16 protein-coding genes and 2 tRNA genes are annotated in these 17,314 nt (G+C 69.9%); 6 read left to right on the forward strand and 12 right to left on the reverse strand.

The window, feature by feature from the left end; all coding sequences use genetic code 11:
* The first annotated feature begins 9 nt into the window (after positions 1-9).
* The 3 genes from hisN (at position 10) to ABD355_RS36905 (ending at position 1,884) form a co-directional block, all read left to right on the forward strand.
* A complete protein-coding gene (gene hisN / locus ABD355_RS36895; RefSeq protein WP_344405389.1) occupies positions 10-810 on the forward strand; it encodes a histidinol-phosphatase in 801 nt (266 codons plus the stop codon).
* A 159-nt stretch (positions 811-969) separates the two neighbouring features.
* Complete coding sequence (locus ABD355_RS36900; RefSeq protein WP_344405390.1) at positions 970-1,362, forward strand: CBS domain-containing protein; 393 nt, start codon at positions 970-972, stop codon at positions 1,360-1,362.
* A gap of 105 nt (positions 1,363-1,467) precedes the next feature.
* A complete protein-coding gene (locus tag ABD355_RS36905; protein WP_115906041.1) occupies positions 1,468-1,884 on the forward strand; it encodes a Fur family transcriptional regulator in 417 nt (138 codons plus the stop codon).
* A 110-nt stretch (positions 1,885-1,994) separates the two neighbouring features.
* Here the strand turns inward: ABD355_RS36905 and ABD355_RS36910 are convergent.
* From ABD355_RS36910 to ABD355_RS36925, 4 genes are all read right to left on the reverse strand, one after another.
* Positions 1,995-2,068: transfer RNA gene (locus ABD355_RS36910), tRNA-Met, on the reverse strand.
* Positions 2,069-2,152: 84 nt separating this feature from the next.
* Positions 2,153-3,964, reverse strand: coding sequence for a tetratricopeptide repeat protein (locus ABD355_RS36915; protein ID WP_344405392.1), 1,812 nt, complete (start codon positions 3,962-3,964; stop codon positions 2,153-2,155).
* Between the two features lie 204 nt (positions 3,965-4,168).
* Positions 4,169-4,242, reverse strand: a tRNA-Met gene (locus ABD355_RS36920).
* A gap of 41 nt (positions 4,243-4,283) precedes the next feature.
* On the reverse strand, positions 4,284-7,217 hold the full coding sequence (locus tag ABD355_RS36925) for a UPF0182 family membrane protein (protein ID WP_344405591.1): 2,934 nt from the start codon (positions 7,215-7,217) through the stop codon (positions 4,284-4,286).
* A gap of 166 nt (positions 7,218-7,383) precedes the next feature.
* Between ABD355_RS36925 and ABD355_RS36930 the strand changes: the two genes are divergently transcribed.
* A complete protein-coding gene (locus tag ABD355_RS36930; RefSeq protein WP_344405393.1) occupies positions 7,384-7,926 on the forward strand; it encodes a PPA1309 family protein in 543 nt (180 codons plus the stop codon).
* Positions 7,927-7,945: 19 nt separating this feature from the next.
* Here the strand turns inward: ABD355_RS36930 and ABD355_RS36935 are convergent, their stop codons facing one another.
* The 4 genes from ABD355_RS36935 to ABD355_RS36950 all read right to left on the reverse strand — a co-directional run bounded on the left by ABD355_RS36935 (position 7,946) and on the right by ABD355_RS36950 (position 11,050).
* The gene (locus ABD355_RS36935; RefSeq protein WP_344405394.1) at positions 7,946-9,040 is read right to left on the reverse strand and encodes a YlbL family protein; all 1,095 of its coding nucleotides are present in this window, start codon (positions 9,038-9,040) and stop codon (positions 7,946-7,948) included.
* A gap of 56 nt (positions 9,041-9,096) precedes the next feature.
* Positions 9,097-9,228, reverse strand: a complete 132-nt coding sequence (locus ABD355_RS36940; protein WP_344405599.1) for a hypothetical protein — start codon at positions 9,226-9,228, stop codon at positions 9,097-9,099.
* Positions 9,229-9,381: 153 nt separating this feature from the next.
* Positions 9,382-9,843: a molybdenum cofactor biosynthesis protein MoaE gene (locus ABD355_RS36945; protein ID WP_344405396.1), complete on the reverse strand. Its 462-nt coding sequence runs from the start codon at positions 9,841-9,843 to the stop codon at positions 9,382-9,384.
* Positions 9,844-9,937: 94 nt separating this feature from the next.
* Entirely contained in the window at positions 9,938-11,050 is a 1,113-nt protein-coding gene (locus ABD355_RS36950; RefSeq protein WP_344405397.1) for an SDR family oxidoreductase, read from the reverse strand.
* Between the two features lie 193 nt (positions 11,051-11,243).
* Between ABD355_RS36950 and ABD355_RS36955 the strand changes: the two genes are divergently transcribed.
* Positions 11,244-12,698, forward strand: a complete 1,455-nt coding sequence (locus ABD355_RS36955; protein WP_344405398.1) for a zinc-dependent metalloprotease — start codon at positions 11,244-11,246, stop codon at positions 12,696-12,698.
* A complete protein-coding gene (locus ABD355_RS36960; RefSeq protein WP_344405399.1) occupies positions 12,695-13,216 on the forward strand; it encodes an NUDIX hydrolase in 522 nt (173 codons plus the stop codon). The genes ABD355_RS36955 and ABD355_RS36960 overlap by 4 nt, the downstream gene beginning before the upstream one ends.
* 82 nt (positions 13,217-13,298) lie before the next feature.
* Here the strand turns inward: ABD355_RS36960 and ABD355_RS36965 are convergent, their stop codons facing one another.
* The 4 genes from ABD355_RS36965 to ABD355_RS36980 all read right to left on the reverse strand — a co-directional run bounded on the left by ABD355_RS36965 (position 13,299) and on the right by ABD355_RS36980 (position 17,116).
* Positions 13,299-14,054 (reverse strand): AIM24 family protein, encoded by a 756-nt coding sequence (locus ABD355_RS36965; RefSeq protein WP_344405400.1) that lies wholly within the window; start codon positions 14,052-14,054, stop codon positions 13,299-13,301.
* Positions 14,055-14,072: 18 nt separating this feature from the next.
* Positions 14,073-14,753: an AIM24 family protein gene (locus tag ABD355_RS36970; protein WP_344405401.1), complete on the reverse strand. Its 681-nt coding sequence runs from the start codon at positions 14,751-14,753 to the stop codon at positions 14,073-14,075.
* A gap of 11 nt (positions 14,754-14,764) precedes the next feature.
* On the reverse strand, positions 14,765-16,402 hold the full coding sequence (locus ABD355_RS36975) for a TerD family protein (RefSeq protein ID WP_344405402.1): 1,638 nt from the start codon (positions 16,400-16,402) through the stop codon (positions 14,765-14,767).
* Between the two features lie 117 nt (positions 16,403-16,519).
* Positions 16,520-17,116, reverse strand: coding sequence for a M48 metallopeptidase family protein (locus tag ABD355_RS36980; protein WP_344405403.1), 597 nt, complete (start codon positions 17,114-17,116; stop codon positions 16,520-16,522).
* Between the last annotated feature and the right edge of the window lie 198 nt (positions 17,117-17,314).

The following is a 17,314-nucleotide window of genomic DNA, read 5'->3' on the forward strand; positions in this document are numbered from 1 at the left end:
GTTCGTTCCATGCCGGACTACCTCGACGATCTCCGTTTCGCCCACGTCCTCGCGGACGCCGCCGACGCGGCAACGACGTCCCGCTTCAAGGCGCTCGACCTCAAGGTCGAGACGAAACCGGACATGACCCCGGTGAGCGAAGCGGACAAGGCGGCGGAGGAGCTCATCCGCGGCCAGCTCCAGCGCGCCCGCCCCCGGGACGCGGTCCTCGGCGAGGAGTACGGCCTGGAGGGCACGGGCCCCCGCCGCTGGGTGGTCGACCCGATCGACGGCACCAAGAACTACGTACGCGGTGTCCCGGTGTGGGCCACCCTGATCTCCCTGATGGAGGCGGGCGAGACCGGCTTCGAGCCCGTCGTCGGCGTCGTCTCCGCACCCGCTCTGGGCCGCCGCTGGTGGGCCGCGAAGGGCCACGGAGCCTTCACCGGCCGCAGCCTCTCCTCCGCCTCCCGTCTGCATGTCTCCCGCGTCGCGAAGCTGGCGGACGCCTCGTTCGCGTACTCCTCCCTGTCCGGCTGGGAGGACCAGGGCCGGCTGGGCGGCTTCCTGGACCTGACCCGGGAGGTGTGGCGCACGCGCGCGTACGGCGACTACTGGCCGTACATGATGGTCGCCGAGGGCTCGGTCGACATCTGCGCCGAGCCGGAGCTCTCCCTGTGGGACATGGCCGCCAACACGATCATCGTCACCGAGGCCGGCGGCACCTTCACGGGCCTGGACGGCCGCCCGGGCCCCCACAGCGGCAACGCAGCCGCCTCGAACGGCCTGCTGCACGACGAGTTGCTGGGTTATCTCAACGAGCGCTACTGAGGCGCACGCGCAAAAGCACAGATGAGCGCGTGCGCCCTCAATTGGCAGCACGCGCCCTCTTGTTGACTCCCGCTTTACCTGCGACTCTGAGAGTCCCCCCACTTGTGAACTTGTGAATCCTGGAACTAAGTGGGATCTCCTTGGAGGTGGCTGAAGTCCATGCTCGTCCGCGACGCCATGAGCACGGTGGTTCTGACCATCGGCCCCGCCCACACCCTCCGCCAGGCCGCAGCCCTGATGTCCGCCCGCCGTGTCGGCGCGGCGCTGGTCCTCGACCCCGACGCCGGCGGTATCGGCATCCTCACCGAACGCGACATCCTCAACTCCGTCGGCCTCGGCCAGAGCCCCGACATCGAGCGCGCCCACGACCACACCACCAACGACGTCGTCTTCGCCGCCCCGTCCTGGACGCTGGAGGAGGCGGCCCGCGCCATGGCCCACGGCGGCTTCCGCCATCTCATCGTCCTCGACCGGGGCGAGCCGGCCGGCATCGTCTCGGTCCGCGACATCATCCGCTGCTGGGCGCCGGCACGGCAGCACGTGCCCGCCTGAACCAACAGGGGACCGGAGAACCCTCTTGGACTTAGTCCAAATCCAGCAGCGATCCAAACTCACACCTGTTCGGAAAATGGTCCCCCGGCTGTTAGGCTGGATTTCATGAGCGACCTTCTGGAACGGCTGCGTGGACGCGGATGGCGGATGACCGCGCAGCGGCGCGTCGTGGCCGAGGTTCTCGACGGCGAGCATGTGCATCTGACCGCCGACGAGGTCCACTCCCGGGCCGTCGCCAAGCTGCCCGAGATCTCCCGCGCGACCGTCTACAACACGCTGGGCGAGCTGGTCTCGCTCGGCGAGGTGCTCGAGGTCTCCACCGACAAGCGCGCCAAGCGCTACGACCCGAACGCGCACCGGCCGCACCACCACCTGGTGTGCGCCCAGTGCGGCGCGATCCGTGACGTCCACCCGAGCGGCAACCCGCTCGCCGACCTCCCCGACACCGAGCGCTTCGGCTTCACCGTCTCGGACGTCGAGGTCACCTACCGGGGCATCTGCCCGAACTGCGCGGCGGCGTAAGCACTCTCTGTAACCACCTTCTGCGTAACCACCTTCTGCGCAGACAAGCAAGAGCGGGGAAACACCGAGGGCCGGAATCCATTCACTGGATTCCGGCCCTCGGCCTTCAGTAGCGGGGACAGGATTTGAACCTGCGACCTCTGGGTTATGAGCCCAGCGAGCTACCGAGCTGCTCCACCCCGCGTCGGTGAACGCAACATTACGTCAAGCCCGCGACCAGAGGCAAATCGCTTACGGCGCCCCCGGCGGCCGGCCCACCGCCGGCCCCCTACGCCGACAGCTCCTCCAGCAACGCGTCCCGCAGTCGAGCCGCTCGCTCCGACACCTCCGCCGGCCCCAGCGTCACCGCTCGGTCCGCCCACCGCTGCCCCTCCGCCAGCTCACCCCGACGCGCGTAGACCAGGGCCAGCCGCAGCGCCGCCCGCCCATGCCCCGCGTCGGCGGCCCGCGTCCACCACACGGCCGCCTCCGGCTCGCTCCCCTCGCGGGCCAGCAGCAGCCCGAGGTTGAAGGCGCCGTTGCGGGAGCCGGCCTCGGCGGCCGCGCGGTACCAGCGCGCCGCGTCCACCACGTCGCCGCGGGCGGCGGCCATCATTCCGACCCGTACCTGCGCCCGCCGGTGCCCCTGGGAAGCCGCGCGCTCGTACCACTCCTCGCACTCGCTCTTCTCGTGCACGGACTCCCCGAGCTCATGCGCCGGCGCGGGCGGGCGCCGGGCGTCCAGCACGGTCGCCAGCCGGTACGCGGCCTCCGCGCTGCCGCCTCCTGCCGCGCAGCGCAGATGCCGCTCCGCCGCCCGCTCGTCCCCGTCCCGCAGCCGCGCCATGCCGACCTGCAGCGCCGCCTCGGTGTGCCCGGCGGCCGCGGCACGCTCGTACCAGAGCAGCGCGACGTCGTCCTCGGCCCGCCCGGCGTGCAGGATCCCCAGGTTGAACGCGGCGTCCACGCTCCCGGCCTCCGCGGCCTTGGAGAACCACGGCTCGGCGCCCGTCGTGTCGCCGCCCTGCAACAGCAGGATCGCCAGGGCGTTCGCCGCCTCGCGGTGTCCGGCGTACGCGGCCCGGCGGTACCACTGCTCGGCCTGTGCGGTCCGCCCCTGTTCGGCGCAGAGCAGCCCGAGGTTGTAGGCGCCGTTGTCGTCACCGGCGTCCATCGCGGCCCGGTACCAGCGCTCGGCGGTCTGTGTCTCGCCGCGCTCGGCGTGCAGGGCGCCGAGCGCGTTGGCCGCGTTGCCGTCCCCGTCCTGGGCGGCCCTGAGCCACCACACGGCGGCGCTCTCGGTGTCGCCGGCGTCCCGCAGCAGGAACCCGAGCGCGCAGGCGGCGCGCGCCTCGCCGTCCTTGGCGGAGGTCAGATACCAGCGCCCGGCCTCCTTGAGCTCACCGCGCTTCTCCAGGATCGCGCCGAGGTGCAGCGCGGCCCGCCGGTGTCCGCGCGCGGCGGCCTGCCGGTAGAACTGCTCGGCCTGAGCCAGCAGTTCGACACCGTTGTCAGCCCCGTCCTCGCCCTGGCGGGCCGCCCTGCGGTCGAGCGCGCGCGCCAGGCGGTACGCCGCCTCCCGGTGCCCGCGCTCCGCCGCGGCCCGCATCCAGTCCTCGGCTGCGGCGTCCCCGCGGTGCTCCAGCAGGTCGGCGAGCGCGTAGGCGCCCAGGGCGTGCCCCTGTTCTGCGGACTGCCGCAGCCAGTACTCGGCGGCGGGCTCGTCCCCGCGCTCGCGGTGATGACGCCCGAGCGCATGTGCGGCGGCCGCGGACCCGGCGACGGCGGCGATCCGCCACCAGCCGGCTGCGTCGTCGGCGTATCCGCGCTGGTGGAGAAGGACCCCCAGGTTGTTGGCGGCGGCGCGGTCGCCCGCGGCGGTGGCGGCACGCAGATGGGGCTCGGCTCCGTCGAGGTCACCACGGCGCAGCAGCATGGCCCCGAGGACGCTCATCGCCTCGACGTCGCCGGCCTCGGCGGCGAGCCGCCGGCGAACTTCCTCGACGGCCTCCTCAGCCACCTCCCCGGCTTCGCCCGGTTCGGAAGGCTGCACAAATCGCCCTGTCTCGAACAGAGTTGCCTTGTCCCCCATAACGTCCATCGTCGCACCACCTGCAACCCGGGTACACCTGGTATACCGCAGCCAGTGAGGTCACTTCAGCGTTTTGTCGACATGCCCACAGAGAGACAAGTCAAACACAGTTCCCCCAACTCCCGGAGGCGGCATGACGATCCCCCTGACCGGCACATGCGTTCGCACATCACGAAGGCCCGGATCCTTGAGGATCCGGGCCTTCGACTGCAGTAGCGGGGACAGGATTTGAACCTGCGACCTCTGGGTTATGAGCCCAGCGAGCTACCGAGCTGCTCCACCCCGCGTCGTTGTGTGGCAACCGTACCACGACGCGGGGTGGACATGATCAGCCGCTGCCGGAGCTGCTGCTCGGGCTCGGACTGCCGCTCGGACCGGGGCTGCTGCTCTTGTTGCCGCCGCCGCTCGTCCCGCCTGCCTTGGACTGCGCGTCCTCGGCCCGCTTGAGGGCGTCCTGGAGGTCCTTCTGGGCCTGGCCGTACGCCTGCCAGTCGCCCTTCTTGAGGGCTTCCTGGCCGGCGTCGAAGGCCTTCTGGGCGTCGTTCAGCGCCTGTTGGACCGTCGGGTTGCTCGACGTCGGCGGCGGGTTCGTCCCCGTGTCCGACGGCGGTGTGGTCGTACTCTCCGCGCCGAAGACCTTGTCGAGGGCCTGGCCCAGGGTGTCCTCGAAGGCGGTGTTGCCTCCGTAGGTCACCAACACCTTGCGCAGCAGGGGGTACTTGAGTCCACCGCCGCGTACGTAGACCGGCTCCACGTAGAGCAGTCCTCCGTCGAGCGGCACCGTCAGCAGGTTGCCGTACTCGATGTCGGAGTCGCCGCCCTTGAGGAGCTTGATCGCCGCGGCGATGTTCTGTTCGGAGTTGAACTTGCTCTGTACCTGTTTGGGTCCGTCGACGGTCGTGCTCGTCGGCAGTTTCAGGATTCTGATCTTGCCGTAGTCACTGGTGCTCGCATCGGCGTCGACCGCCATGAACGCGCTGAGGTTGTCCCGTCCGTTCGGCGTGAAGGTCGTCGTCAGCGAGAACGCCTGCGAGGTCTGGCCGGGCATCTTCATGCTCAGGTAGTACGGCGGCACCGCGTTGCCCGACTTGTTGGTCGGGTCGTCCGGCACCTGCCACACCTCGCTGCCGGTGAGGAAGGTCTGGGCGTCCGTCACGTGGTAGCGGCTGAGCAGCTCGCGCTGGACCTTGAACAGGTCCTGTGGGTAACGGAAGTGGGCCTGCAGCTCGGGCGTGATGTCGCTCTTCGGCTTCACCGTGCCCGGGAACGCCTTCATCCACGTCTTCAGGACGGGGTCCGCGGTGTCCCACTGGTAGAGCTTGACCTCGCCGGTGTACGCGTCAACGGTCGCCTTCACCGAGTTGCGGATGTAGTTGACCTGGTTCTGCTGGGCCACCACCGCGCGGTTGGTGTTGGTCGCGGTCAGCGAGTCGGCGGTGGTGTCACCAAGGGTCGTCCGGGAGGCGTACGGGTATCCGTTCGTCGTCGTGTAGGCGTCGACGATCCACTGGATACGGCCGTCCACCACCGCCGGATAGGCGTCGCCGTCGATGGTCAGCCAGGGCGCCACCGCCTCGACGCGCTCCTTGGGGGTGCGGTTGTACAGGATCCGCGAACCCTTGCCGATCGCCCCGGAGTAGAGGATCTGCGGCTCGTTGAACGCGACCGCGTAGGCGGCCCGGTTGATCGGGTTGGCGAGGTTGACGCCGCTGTTGCCCTTGTAGCTGGTGGTCTTCTCGCCGCTGTCGTCGGAGTAGTCGATCTCCTGCTGGGGACCGCCGACGATCGAGTAGGTGGTGGTCTTCTCGCCGTAGTAGATCTGCTGCTTGTACTTCCCGAGGTCACCTGTCGACGGCAGGTCGGACTCGGTGAAGACGGGCTGGCCGTCCTGGACCTCGGTGCCCTTGGCGGCGACCACACCGTAGCCGTGGGTGTAGCGGAAGTGGTCGTTGATCCAGTTGTTCTTCGGAATGCCGTTGAGGTTCAGCTCGCGCAGACCGATGACGGTGTCCTGCTCCTTGCCGTCCTTGCTGTAGCGGTCGACGTCCAGATTGTTGGGGAACGCGTAGTAGTTCCTGATCTGTTGGAGCTGCTGGAAGGTGGGCGAGACGATGTTCGGGTCCAGGATGCGAATGCTCGCCGCGTCGTCGACGCCGTCACGCAGCTTCGTCTTGTCCTTGGTGGTGCTGGTCCCCGAGTAGTCGGTCACCTTGGTGTCGTCGATGCCGTACGCCTCACGTGTCGCCTTGAGGTTCTTCTGGACGTACGGCGCTTCCTTGGCCTGCTCGTTGGGCTGGACCTGGAACTTCTGGACGATCGCGGGGTAGAGCCCGCCGATGAGGATCGCCGAGAGCACCATCAGGCCGAAGCCGATCACGGGCAGCTGCCAGGTGCGGCGCCACAGGGTGGCGAAGAACAGCAGCGCGCAGATGACGGCGATGCAGAACAGGATGGTCTTCGCGGGCAGATAGGCGTTCGCGTCGACGTACCTGAGGCCCGTCCAGTTGTCCGTCGCCTTGAAGTCGCTGGACTTGACCGCGAGGCCGTACCGGTCGAGCCAGTACGCGACGGCCTTCAGCGCCACGAAGATGCCGAGCAGCACCGAGAGATGACCGGTGGCGGCGGCGGTGGCGCGGGCGCCCGGGGAGGTGATCCTGAGGCCGCCGTACAGGTAGTGGGTGAGCGCGGCGGCGATCAGGGAGAGGATCGCGGCGGCGAAGCCGAAGCCCAGCAGGAAGCGGTACCAGGGCAGGTCGAAGGCGTAGAAGGAGACATCGAGGTGGAACTGCGGGTCCTTCTGGTGGAAGGGCACGCCGTTGACCCACATCAGCCAGGTGCGCCACTGGCTGGACGCCGAGGCGCCGGCGATCAGACCGACCAGGGCGGTGATCCCGAGCAACAGCCAGGTCTTGTACGGCGCGATGCCCATCCGGTAGCGGTCCAGGCTCTGCTGCTCCATGGACATGGCGCTCAGCGGCGGCCGCAGCCGGTGCGCCAGCCAGATGTTGAAGCCGACCGCGAGGGCCATCAGCAGACCGAAGACGAAGAACAGTCCGATCTTGGTCCACAGGGTGGTGGTGAAGACGGACGAGTACTTCACGGAGCGGTACCAGAGCCAGTCCGTCCAGAAGCCCGCGAACATGGTGAACGCCATGCCGAGGACGGCAAGGACGCCCAGTGTCATCAGCAGGGTCCGGACTCGCCGGGACGGGCGGCCCACTCTGATCCGTGGCCCCGTCGGGCCTCCGCCGCGGTCCGGCATCTGGAAAGCCAAGGTGCGCACCTCGAAGTCGCTGTCGGTTCGTCAGGCCCCCGCGTGTTCGTGAGCCCCTCCGTGGCCCCCCGTGATCGCGGGCCCACACCTATGCAACTTACTCACCGTTTACTCGGTTCCCGATTCCGGCCATGAACGAGGCAGGATTGTGACCATGTCCAACACTCCCATGGCAGCGAGCCCGCTCACCCGGGCCGTACTCGAGATCGACGAGTACGCCTCCGGCCTCGGCTGGGACCAGCCCGCCCGCCTCTTCGCCCTCGTAGACACCGCCCGGCTGCGGTCCCAGGAGCCCGCGCTCGCGGCCCAGCTGGGCCTTGCGGACGACCCCGACACCACCGGGCTCACCCCGGTCGAGCAGGACGAGATCCCGGCCGGCAAGCCGCTGGACGAGTTCCTCGCGACGATCGCCTGGCCCGACGCGGTGGCCGGCTGTGCGCTCACGGTGGAGCGGCTGATGCTGCCGCCGTCCGCCGAGTCCCAGGTCCCCGAGGGACTGGACGAGGCGGGGCTGGCCAAGTGGGTGGCCGGTCATCCGGACCGTCAGGAGGTCCGGATGACGGTGGCTGTGTTGCGCGACGGCGCCCGTGACTCGGCGCTGCGGCTGCGCGAGAAGGACACCCCGACGGAGGTCCTCACGGGCTCCGACCTAGTGCCGGGCCTGGCGCAGGCCCTGGCCGCGACCTTCGAGGAGTAGGCCGCCGTAGCCCTCCGGGCTACTTGGTCGTGCACTTCGGCAGGTCGGAGCTCTTCCCGGTACGGATGTCCTTCAGCGCGCCGAGGGCGTCCTCGATGGTGTTCACCTTGACCAGGGTGAGCCCGCTCGGGGTGTCCTTGGCGGCGGCCGCGCAGTTCTCGGCGGGCGTGAGGAAGTACTGGGCGCCCTTGTCGCGTGCGCCGACCGTCTTCATCTCGATGCCGCCGATCGGGCCGACCTTGCCGTTGTCGTCGATCGTCCCGGTGCCGGCCACGAACTTGCCGCCGGTCAGATCACCCGGGGTGAGCTTGTCGTAGATGCCGAGCGCGAACATCAGTCCGGCGCTCGGACCGCCGACGTCGGCGAGCTTGATGTCGATGGTGAACGGGAAGGTGTGATCGGTCCCCGCGGAGATCCCGACGATGGCGCGCTTCTTGCCGCTGTCGTCGGAGGTGGTGGTCGTGATCGTGACGTCCTGGGTCGTGGTCGCCGTCGTGTTCTTCTTCTCTGCGGCGGCCTGGTCCTTCGCGGGCACGATCGTGAAGTCGACCTTCTCGCCGGGCTGGTGCCTGGTCACGAGCTTGGCGACGTCGGCGGGCTGCTTCACGGCCGTACCGTCGACGGCCTTGATCACGTCTCCGGCGTGCAGTCGGCCCTGCGCCGGGGAGCCCTTGACCACGGTCGAGACGATCACCCAGCTCTTCACCGGGATGCCGAGTTCCTTCAGGGCTGCGACCTTGGCGCTCTCCTGGGACTGGCTGAACTCCTCGGCGTTCTCCTGGGTGGACTGCTGTTCGGTCTTGCCGTCCGGGTAGAGCGTGTCGTGCGGCACGACCTTGCTGTCGTGGGCCAGCCAGCCGTAGACGGCCTCGACGAGGTTCATCTTGTAGTCGGCGCTGGTGACCCGCACGGTCGTCATGTTCAGGTGGCCGTCGGCCGGGTAGGTCTTGCGCCCGGAGATCTGCAGCACCGGCTCGCCGTCGTGGTCCCCGAGCGTGTTGACCGTGGGTCCCGGGGACATCTCCGAGTACGGCACGGGAATGAACACTCCCGCGCACAGGAGCGCGATCAGCATCAGGGTGGAGGCGAGCATCGTCGCGGTGCGGCGTGGCATGCCAAGACAGTACGGGAAGGTGCTGTCAGCGCACCGTCAGGCCCACCTCTGTCATGTCACGTACGGGAGCGTGGCTTCTCCATGGCCTCACGGAAGCGGGCGTAGCCGTCCAGCTCGGGCCCGTCGCCGCGGACCTTGCGGGTCCGGTTGGCCCAAGTTCCCCACAGACCGGCTCCGATCGCTGCCATGAACGGAATCAACAACCACAGGAGCGCCCCCATGCCGACCTCCCGACCCCAGTGAGCGACCGCAAGAACTGACTGATCAGCAGATTAACCAGTCACACTGAGAACGCTGACGCCAGGGGTGCGGTTACGCAACCCGGGCGTGGCGCAGGGGGCTCAGCAAGCGCCGACCCATTCGTCCGTACCGTCCGAGAACGTCTGGTGCTTCCAGATCGGCACCTCGTGCTTGAGATCGTCGATCAGCTTCCGGCAGGCCTCGAAGGCCTCGCCCCGGTGCGGACAGGAAACGGCGACGACCACGGCGAGGTCCCCGACGGCCAGGTCCCCGATGCGGTGAACGGCGGCCAGGGCCCGCACCGGGTATCCGGCCACGACCTTCTCGGCGATCCGCCGCATCTCGGCCTCGGCGCTCGGGTGGCACGAATAGCCGAGCCGGTCCACATCGGCTCCCCCGTCGTGGTTGCGCACGGTCCCCACGAACAGCGCGGTCCCGCCCGCGGCGTCGTCCCCGACCGCCTGGAAGACCTCGTCCAGGGAGAGCGCGGTCTCCCGGACGGCGATCAGCTTGATGGGGTCCTGCGCGGCCTGCTCGCCGGGATGGTCGTTGGTGGGTGCCATGCCTCCATCGTGCCGCACGCCTGTGACAACCCGGAACAGACGTTTCACCCGGCACGCGCGTGTGCGGTCTTGGAGTCTCCTACAAGGTTCGCTCTCAGATCCGGCGCCGGGCCTTGCGGGCCCTGCGCACCACGGCCGCCGCGCCCAGCAGCGCCACCGTCGCGCCCGCTGCTCCGGCCGCCGTCGCGTCCTTGCGACCGAGCCGCCGGCCGGCGACGGTGTGTCTGCCGGAGACCTCCTCCAGGAGTTCGGCGAGCACTTCCTCGTTGGTCCACTGCGGCCGCCAGCCCGCGTCGTGCAGCCGGCTTCCGCTGACCACCCAGGGGTACATCGTGTACGCCAGGTCCCCGGCCGGGGACGGTGTCAGGCCGATCCGGTGCAGCCGGGCCGCCGCTCCCAGCGCGACGGCCGACGGCAGTTCCATCCGCCGGATCCCGCTGAGCTCCTCGACCTCCTCCTGTTCCAGCCACCCGTCGCAGCCCACGGTGAGTTCCCCGTCGACCTTCTCCAGGACGGCGTACTCCAGGGCGCTGCACAGGTCCTCGACGTGGCAGAACTGCCAGGCGGGCCGCGACCCGGCGACCACGAGCAGCCGGGGCGACTCGAAGTACCTGGTCAGCGCGGTGTCGGTGCCCCCTACGAGCACCGCGGGCCGTACGACGGTGACATTGAGGCCGGGATGCGCGCGCGGCGCGCGCCGGGCGAGCCGCTCGATCTCCAGGAGGTCACCGACACCGGTGGCCTCGGCCGTGGCCCGCAGCTCCGCGTCCTCGGACAGCGGCAGCTCGTTGTCCGGCAGCGCCCCGTACACCATGGCGGACGTGCACAGCACGACCCGGTGGACACCGGCCGCGGCGGCCGCGGTCAGCACCGTCTGCGTCCCCCGTACGTTGTAGGCCGTACGGGCGGCGGGATCGGTCTCCAGATCCAGGTCGAGCGCCAGGTGCACCACCACGTCGGCGCCGCGCAGCTTGTCAGCGATGGCCGGATCCCGTACGTCCAGGATGTGCCACTGCGCCCCCGCGCACTCGCCGCGCCGCTCGTCGATCGCGATGACCTGCTTGATCTCGTCCGAGGCGACGAGCCGTTCGGCGAGCAGTGCGCCGATGCCGGACGCGGCGCCGGTGACCGCGACGACGGGCCCGCGCGTGGCGGAATTGGTTGACTCGTTTCGCGCTGCGCGAACCTGCGGATCTGGGGAACTCACCGGGCGTCTCCAGCGGTTGTCTTCAGTACGAACGCGAGTGACGCGTCCGTACCAGGTGGCATCCATCCTGCCGCAGGCCAAGAGTCGGCGAAGCACCGAGGCCCGAACCGCCCATGGTGTCTACGCTGGGTGGTGTTATCGGGCAGCCGTGCCGTCGGAGAGAACCCGGCGGCCTTACCAGCCGAGGAATCCCGTGAGTGACACCCCATTCGGATTCGGCCTTCCGCCGGAGGAGCCGGAAGACGGCGACGAGGGCAAGAAGAAGGACCAGCAGAGCGGTGGTGGTCAGGGACCGGCCAACCCGTTCGGTTTCGGCGGGCTGCCGGGGGCCGGAGGCTTCGGCGGCCCCGGTGCGGACAATCCGCTCGCTGCGATGTTCGGTTCGCTGAACCCCACCGACCTGGGTGCCGCCTTCCAGCAGCTGGGCCAGATGCTCTCCTACGAGGGCGGCCCGGTGAACTGGGAGATGGCCAAGCAGATCGCCCGCCAGACGGTCTCCCAGGGCACCCCTGACGGCACCAAGGACGCGAGTGTCGGCGCCGCCGAGCGCACCGCGGTCGAGGAGGCCGTCCGCCTCGCCGACCTGTGGCTGGACGACGCGACGTCGCTGCCGTCCGGTGCCGGATCCGCGGTGGCGTGGTCGCGTGCGGAGTGGGTCGAGGCGACGCTGCCCGCGTGGCAGGAGCTCGTCGACCCGGTCGCCGAGCGGGTCGGCGCGGCGATGGGCGATGTCCTGCCGGAGGAGATGCAGGCCATGGCGGGCCCGCTGATCGGCATGATGCGCTCCATGGGCGGCGCGATGTTCGGCACGCAGATCGGGCAGGCCGTCGGGGTGCTCGCGGGCGAGGTCGTCGGTTCCACCGACATCGGCCTGCCGCTCGGCCCGGCCGGCAAGGCCGCGCTGCTGCCGGTGAACGTCGAGGCGTTCGGCAAGGACCTGGGTGTGCCGAAGGAGGAGGTGCGGCTGTATCTCGCCCTGCGCGAGGCCGCCCACCAGCGCCTGTTCGCACATGTGCCGTGGCTGCGCTCGCACCTGTTCGGCGCGGTCGACGGGTACGCGCGCGGGATCAAGGTCGACACGGCCAAGCTGGAGGACGTGGTCGGCCAGTTCGACCCGCAGAACCCCGAGCAGCTGCAGGACGCCCTGCAGCAGGGCATGTTCCAGCCGGAGGACACCCCGGAGCAGAAGGCGGCTTTGGCCCGTCTGGAGACGGCCCTGGCGCTCGTCGAGGGCTGGGTCGACGCGGTGGTGCACGCGGCGGCGAAGCCGCGTCTGGCGTCCGCGGACGCGCTGCGCGAGACGCTGCGCCGCCGCCGTGCGACGGGCGGGCCTGCGGAGCAGACGTTCGCCACGCTGATCGGCCTGGAGCTGCGCCCGCGCCGCCTGCGCGACGCCTCCCGCCTGTGGGCCTCGCTCACGGACGCCCGCGGAGTGGACGGCCGGGACGCCCTGTGGTCGCACCCGGACATGCTTCCGACGGCCTCCGACCTCGACGACCCGGACGGCTTCGTGCACCGCGAGCAGCTGGACTTCTCCGAGCTGGACAAGATGCTCGGCGAGGCGGCGGGCGGCGGCTCGACGCAGAAGCCGAACCTGAAGAAGGACGACGCTTCCCAGGACGACGACAAGGGCGACGGCACCGAGTGAACCTGTACGACGACGCGGTCCTCGTCCTGAAGGGGTACGAGGACCAGGAAGAGCTGCGCCAGGCGTATCTGGACCACTTGGCGGCCCATCCGGACGGCATGTGGAAGGCCTGCCACGCGGGCCACGTCACGGCGAGCGCGCTGGTGGTCGACCCGTCGCGCGGGCGGGTGCTGCTGACCCTCCACCGGAAGCTCCAGATGTGGCTGCAGATGGGCGGCCACTGCGAGCCGGAGGACACCTCCCTCCAGGCGGCGGCCCTGCGCGAGGCCACCGAGGAGTCGGGCATCGCCGGTCTGCGGCTGCTGCCGGGCGGCCCGGTGCGCCTGGACCGGCATCCGATCCCGGCGCCCTGCCACTGGCATTTCGACGTGCAGTACGCGGTCGTGGCTCCGCCCGGGGCGGTCCAGGAGATCAGCGACGAGTCCCTCGACCTGCGCTGGTTCGCCTACGACGAGGTGGCGGACGTGGCCGACGAGTCGGTCGTACGGCTGCTGGAAGCGACCCGCGCCAGGCTGTGAGCCTCGAAGAGCCCGCGGCCCTCGGCCACGTGTAAGGGGCGCCCGCACTCGCGGACGCCCCTTACGTTGGTTGTCCGGACGATCAGCTCCAGACGTTGCCCTGGTTCTGGGCCCGCGCCCCGTGCTGCCCCATGCCGTACTGCGCGGCGAGGCCCGATCCGATCTGGGCGTTCTGCGGCGGCAGCAGTTCGCTGGGCTGGACGAGCGCGTAGCCGCTGCCCATGAAGCTGAGTTCCCAGCCCTCACCGGTGTTGCCGCGGCGCCGCCACACCCCGGAGGAGTGCGTCTGGGCCTGCATCTGGACGCGCAGCCCGGTCGACCAGGCGACGATCGCGTCGGCGTCGCAGTTGACGTACTTGTCGGGCGTGACCTGCATCATCAGCGGCGCACCCGAGGTCATCAGGGCGACCTTGCCGCGGCCGGTGATGTTGAGCTGGTACTTCCCCGAGCCGGAGATGCCGTAGAGGCTGTCGACGGCGATGACCTCGTGGTGCAGCGAGGAGTCCATCGCGAGGACGTAGCTGCTGTCCACGGTCAGGCCGTCCTGCTCCACGTCCACGACATGGATGTGCTGGGCGAGGTTGGCGAAGTAGACCGTGCCCTGCCCGTGGCAGCGCATCAGGCTGAGGCCCTCGCCGGTGCGCGCACGCGCGCGTGCCTGCTGGTTGCTCTGGTACTCCGCGTCGAACTCGACGAGCCCCTGGTAGGCGACCATGGTGCCCTTGCGCGCCAGGATGTCGTCGTGGCCCTCCAGGGTGACGCGCAGCATCTGCTTGTTCTGCAGGCTGTAGCGCTCCTGGGACTGCGAGTCGTTGAAGGCGAAAAGCGGACTCTGCATGGTGTCTCTGGCTCCCCCTCAGCCCCGGAACCGCAGGCGGTCGGTGCTGTCCTCGCTGGGCTGGACGACGACGATGCCCTGACCGGAGAAGGCCATCTGGTAGGCCTCGCCGCTGCCGCGGCCGATCAGCGACTGCGCCTTGAAGCTGCGCTTGCCCTTCACCTTGAGGTTCGGGGACCAGGCGACGAGCGCGTCCGGGTCGACGTACGTCTCGTCCTCGCCGCCGCCGCAGTCGACGACGATCGGCTTGCCCCGGGAGGTCAGCGCGACCCAGCCCTGCCCGGAGATCTTGGTGTTCCACAGGCCCTGCCCGGCGAACTTCGCCAGCCCCTTGACCCGCTCGACCCCCCAGGTGAGGTGCGCGTCGAAGGCGAGCAGGTTGGTGGCGTTGACGGAGATCCCGTCGCCGTTGAGGTTGATCACGACGACGTTCGCGCCGTAGTCGGCGAGGTAGAGCAGTCCGTCGCCGGAGCACTTCATCAACGGCGCGCCCTCGCCGGTGATCCAGTCACGGGCGATCTGGCGCACGGCCGGCGGGTTGGGCTCGTACTGGATGAAACCCTCGTAGGCGATCATCGAGCCCACGCGCGCGAGGATGTCGTTTCCAATCTGCATGGCGACCTTCAGCATGTGGTCGCCGTGGTTCTCCATACGGACGGTGACGGGTGCGGGGGCATAGCCCGCGAGTGGCTGGTTCATGACGGGCTCCCTCAGACCTCGTACGGCTGGACGACGATGAAGTTGCCGGGCGCGCCCCGGAACTGCAGGTTGACGCTCTCGCCGGTGTCGCCCGGGTAGGCGTTGCGGCGCATGCGGACCTGGCTGGAGACGATCACCTGGGAGGCGGCCGACCAGGCCACCACGGCGTTGGCGTCGGCGAACGTGGTCGGCGTGACCGGCAGCACCACGGGCGTGCCGTGCGTCTTGACGACGATCGTGCCGGTGCCCTGGAACTGCATCGTGAACAGCGCGCCCCCGGGGATGCCGTGTCCCTCGATGCGGCGGACCTCGTACTGGAGGCCCTCGTCGAAGGCGAGGACGCTCTCGGCGGAGACACAGATCGCGTCGCCCTGGAGCTCGATGGGGTGCAGATAGGTGGCGTTCTCCGCGAGGAACACCTGCCCCTGGCCGGTGCAGCGCATCAGCTGCATCTCCTGGCCGGTCGCGTTGCCCACGATCCGGCCCGCGAAGCCCGCACCCTTGTAGCCGAAGTCGACCTTGCCCTGGTAGAGCACCATGCTGCCCTGCCGGGCGAGCACCGGCTGGCCGCCCATGCCGAGGTCGACACGGATCAGCTTGCTGTTCTGCTGCGTCCAGCGCTGCCCGGTGGGCGTCTCCTTGAACATCTGCAGCGCCGCGCTCACCCCGGCGCCGCCCTGGGGGGCACCCTGGGGCGCGCCGTAGGGCGCCTGCTGTCCCGGGACCTGCCCGAACGGGGGCTGATGACCGTAGCCGGGCGGCGGGCCCGGGGCGTGCGGGGCCTGCGGAGCCGGGGGCTGGGCGTAGCCGGGTGGCGGCGGTGCACTCTGGCCGAACGGCTGCTGGGGCGGCTGGCCGTAGGGCGCGGGCGCCGGGGCCGGCGGGTGCACCTGGCCGCCGCCGGGCGGGGACATGGGCGCGACGATGGTGGGCGCTGCGTGCACATTCGGCGCGGGTGCGGGCGCCGGGGGCGGAGTCGGTGCCGGGGGCGGCGCGAAGCCCTGCGGGGCCGGGGCGGGTGCGGGGGCTGGGGCGGCCGGGGCGCCGAACGCGGGCGGGGCGAAGGCGGGAGCGGCTCCGGTCCCGGGCTGCTGCGGAGCAGGCGCCGCGGGTGCCTCCTCCTCCATGACCTCGCCGCCGAAGTTCTTCAGCAGCGCCTCGAGGCCGCCGTCGAAGCCCTGCCCCACGGCCGCGAACCGCCAGACGTCCTTGAGGTAGAAGTCGCCCAGCATGACGGCCCGTTCGGTGGAGAACTCCGAGCCGTTGAAGGCGTACCGGGCCACCTCCTCGCCGCCCGCGACGATACGGAGGTATCCGGGGGCGATCTGCGACATCTGCCCGGCGCCGTCGATCGTCGCCGTGAACGACAGCTTCCGGATCTGCGCCGGGATCCGGTCGAGCGTGACCCGGAAGGACTCCGTGTCACCCGCCTGGGCACCCAGCAGCTGAATGGACTCCTCGGGGGACTTCGGCTGGTTGAAGAAGACGAAGTAGCGGTCGTCCGAGAGCCGTTCGTCGGCGTCAAGACCGAAGCAGCTGATGTCGAAGGTCAGTCCGGGGCCGCTGATCTGCACGCCTACGTACAGATCGGTGCCCGCGGTGAGGTCACTGATCCTGGCCTTGTGGCCGCGTTGGAATTCCCTGGCCATGCGTAACGACCGTCCCCCATCCCGAATGCGAGTGCGTCGCGCCAGGTTAACGGCTAACTCGGACACCGGATGAAGTCGGTACAGACCCGGTACACAACCACCGCCCCACGGTGGCCGTCACTCCCCGCGAGCCCCCGGCAGATGCGGCAACCGTTCGGCGGCGACCACTCCTTCGAGGTAACCACGGGCCCGTTCCGTGCGCGGATACGCCTCGAGGAGCCGCCAGAAGCGGGGACCGTGCCCCGGCACCAGCAGATGCGCCAGCTCGTGGAGGAGGACGTAGTCGACGACGTACTCGGGCATGCCCTGCAGCCGGTGCGACAGACGGATACTGCCCTCTGCGGGGGTGCACGAGCCCCAGCGCGTGTTCTGGTTGGTGACCCAGCGCACCGAGGTGGGCCGCGCGCGGCCGTCGAAGTACTGAGCCGACAGCCGTTCGGCCCGCTCGGTCAGCTCGTCGTCACCGAGGACCCGTTTGCTCTCCTGGGCGGCCAGCTTGTCGAGCATGACCGTCACCCAGCGCTGCTCCTCCGCCTCGGACATCCGGGCAGGGATGAGCACGACGGTGCGATCGCCCTCGCGGTACGCGGAGACCGTCCTGCGCCGACGGGAGCTCCTGCGGACCTCGATCGCGCTCGCCCCCGAGCCGCTCGGCGGCTGGCTCGTCGTGCTGCGCTGTGGCATTCCGGCGCGGTGCAGTGGGTCGGCGGGCACGCCCCGACGTTACCCGCTGCACACGCGGGAAGTCCCGACTCCTGGACGGTTCCGTCTCGATCCGCCACCAAGCGTTTGATTTGTACGACAAATATCCACCGCCTGTGGACAACTTTCGGCACCTGTCCGCCCGTCCGGGCATGCTGGTTCTCGCCGGCACAGCCACGACGGACCGTCGACCGACCATCGACCGCCCGC

The sequence above is a fragment of the Streptomyces longisporus genome, assembly GCF_039532765.1.
Lineage (GTDB): Bacteria > Actinomycetota > Actinomycetes > Streptomycetales > Streptomycetaceae > Streptomyces > Streptomyces longisporus.

What these genes read in the sequence shown, in the direction of transcription:
- hisN (WP_344405389.1), top strand. Translation starts at nt 10, where the DNA reads ATGCCGGACTACCTCGACGATCTCCGTTTCGCCCACGTCCTCGCGGAC.
- ABD355_RS36900 (WP_344405390.1), top strand. Translation starts at nt 970, where the DNA reads ATGCTCGTCCGCGACGCCATGAGCACGGTGGTTCTGACCATCGGCCCC.
- ABD355_RS36905 (WP_115906041.1), top strand. Translation starts at nt 1,468, where the DNA reads ATGAGCGACCTTCTGGAACGGCTGCGTGGACGCGGATGGCGGATGACC.
- ABD355_RS36915 (WP_344405392.1), bottom strand. Translation starts at nt 3,964, where the DNA reads ATGGACGTTATGGGGGACAAGGCAACTCTGTTCGAGACAGGGCGATTT.
- ABD355_RS36925 (WP_344405591.1), bottom strand. Translation starts at nt 7,217, where the DNA reads ATGCCGGACCGCGGCGGAGGCCCGACGGGGCCACGGATCAGAGTGGGC.
- ABD355_RS36930 (WP_344405393.1), top strand. Translation starts at nt 7,384, where the DNA reads ATGTCCAACACTCCCATGGCAGCGAGCCCGCTCACCCGGGCCGTACTC.
- ABD355_RS36935 (WP_344405394.1), bottom strand. Translation starts at nt 9,040, where the DNA reads ATGCCACGCCGCACCGCGACGATGCTCGCCTCCACCCTGATGCTGATC.
- ABD355_RS36940 (WP_344405599.1), bottom strand. Translation starts at nt 9,228, where the DNA reads ATGGCAGCGATCGGAGCCGGTCTGTGGGGAACTTGGGCCAACCGGACC.
- ABD355_RS36945 (WP_344405396.1), bottom strand. Translation starts at nt 9,843, where the DNA reads ATGGCACCCACCAACGACCATCCCGGCGAGCAGGCCGCGCAGGACCCC.
- ABD355_RS36965 (WP_344405400.1), bottom strand. Translation starts at nt 14,054, where the DNA reads ATGCAGAGTCCGCTTTTCGCCTTCAACGACTCGCAGTCCCAGGAGCGC.
- ABD355_RS36970 (WP_344405401.1), bottom strand. Translation starts at nt 14,753, where the DNA reads ATGAACCAGCCACTCGCGGGCTATGCCCCCGCACCCGTCACCGTCCGT.
- ABD355_RS36975 (WP_344405402.1), bottom strand. Translation starts at nt 16,402, where the DNA reads ATGGCCAGGGAATTCCAACGCGGCCACAAGGCCAGGATCAGTGACCTC.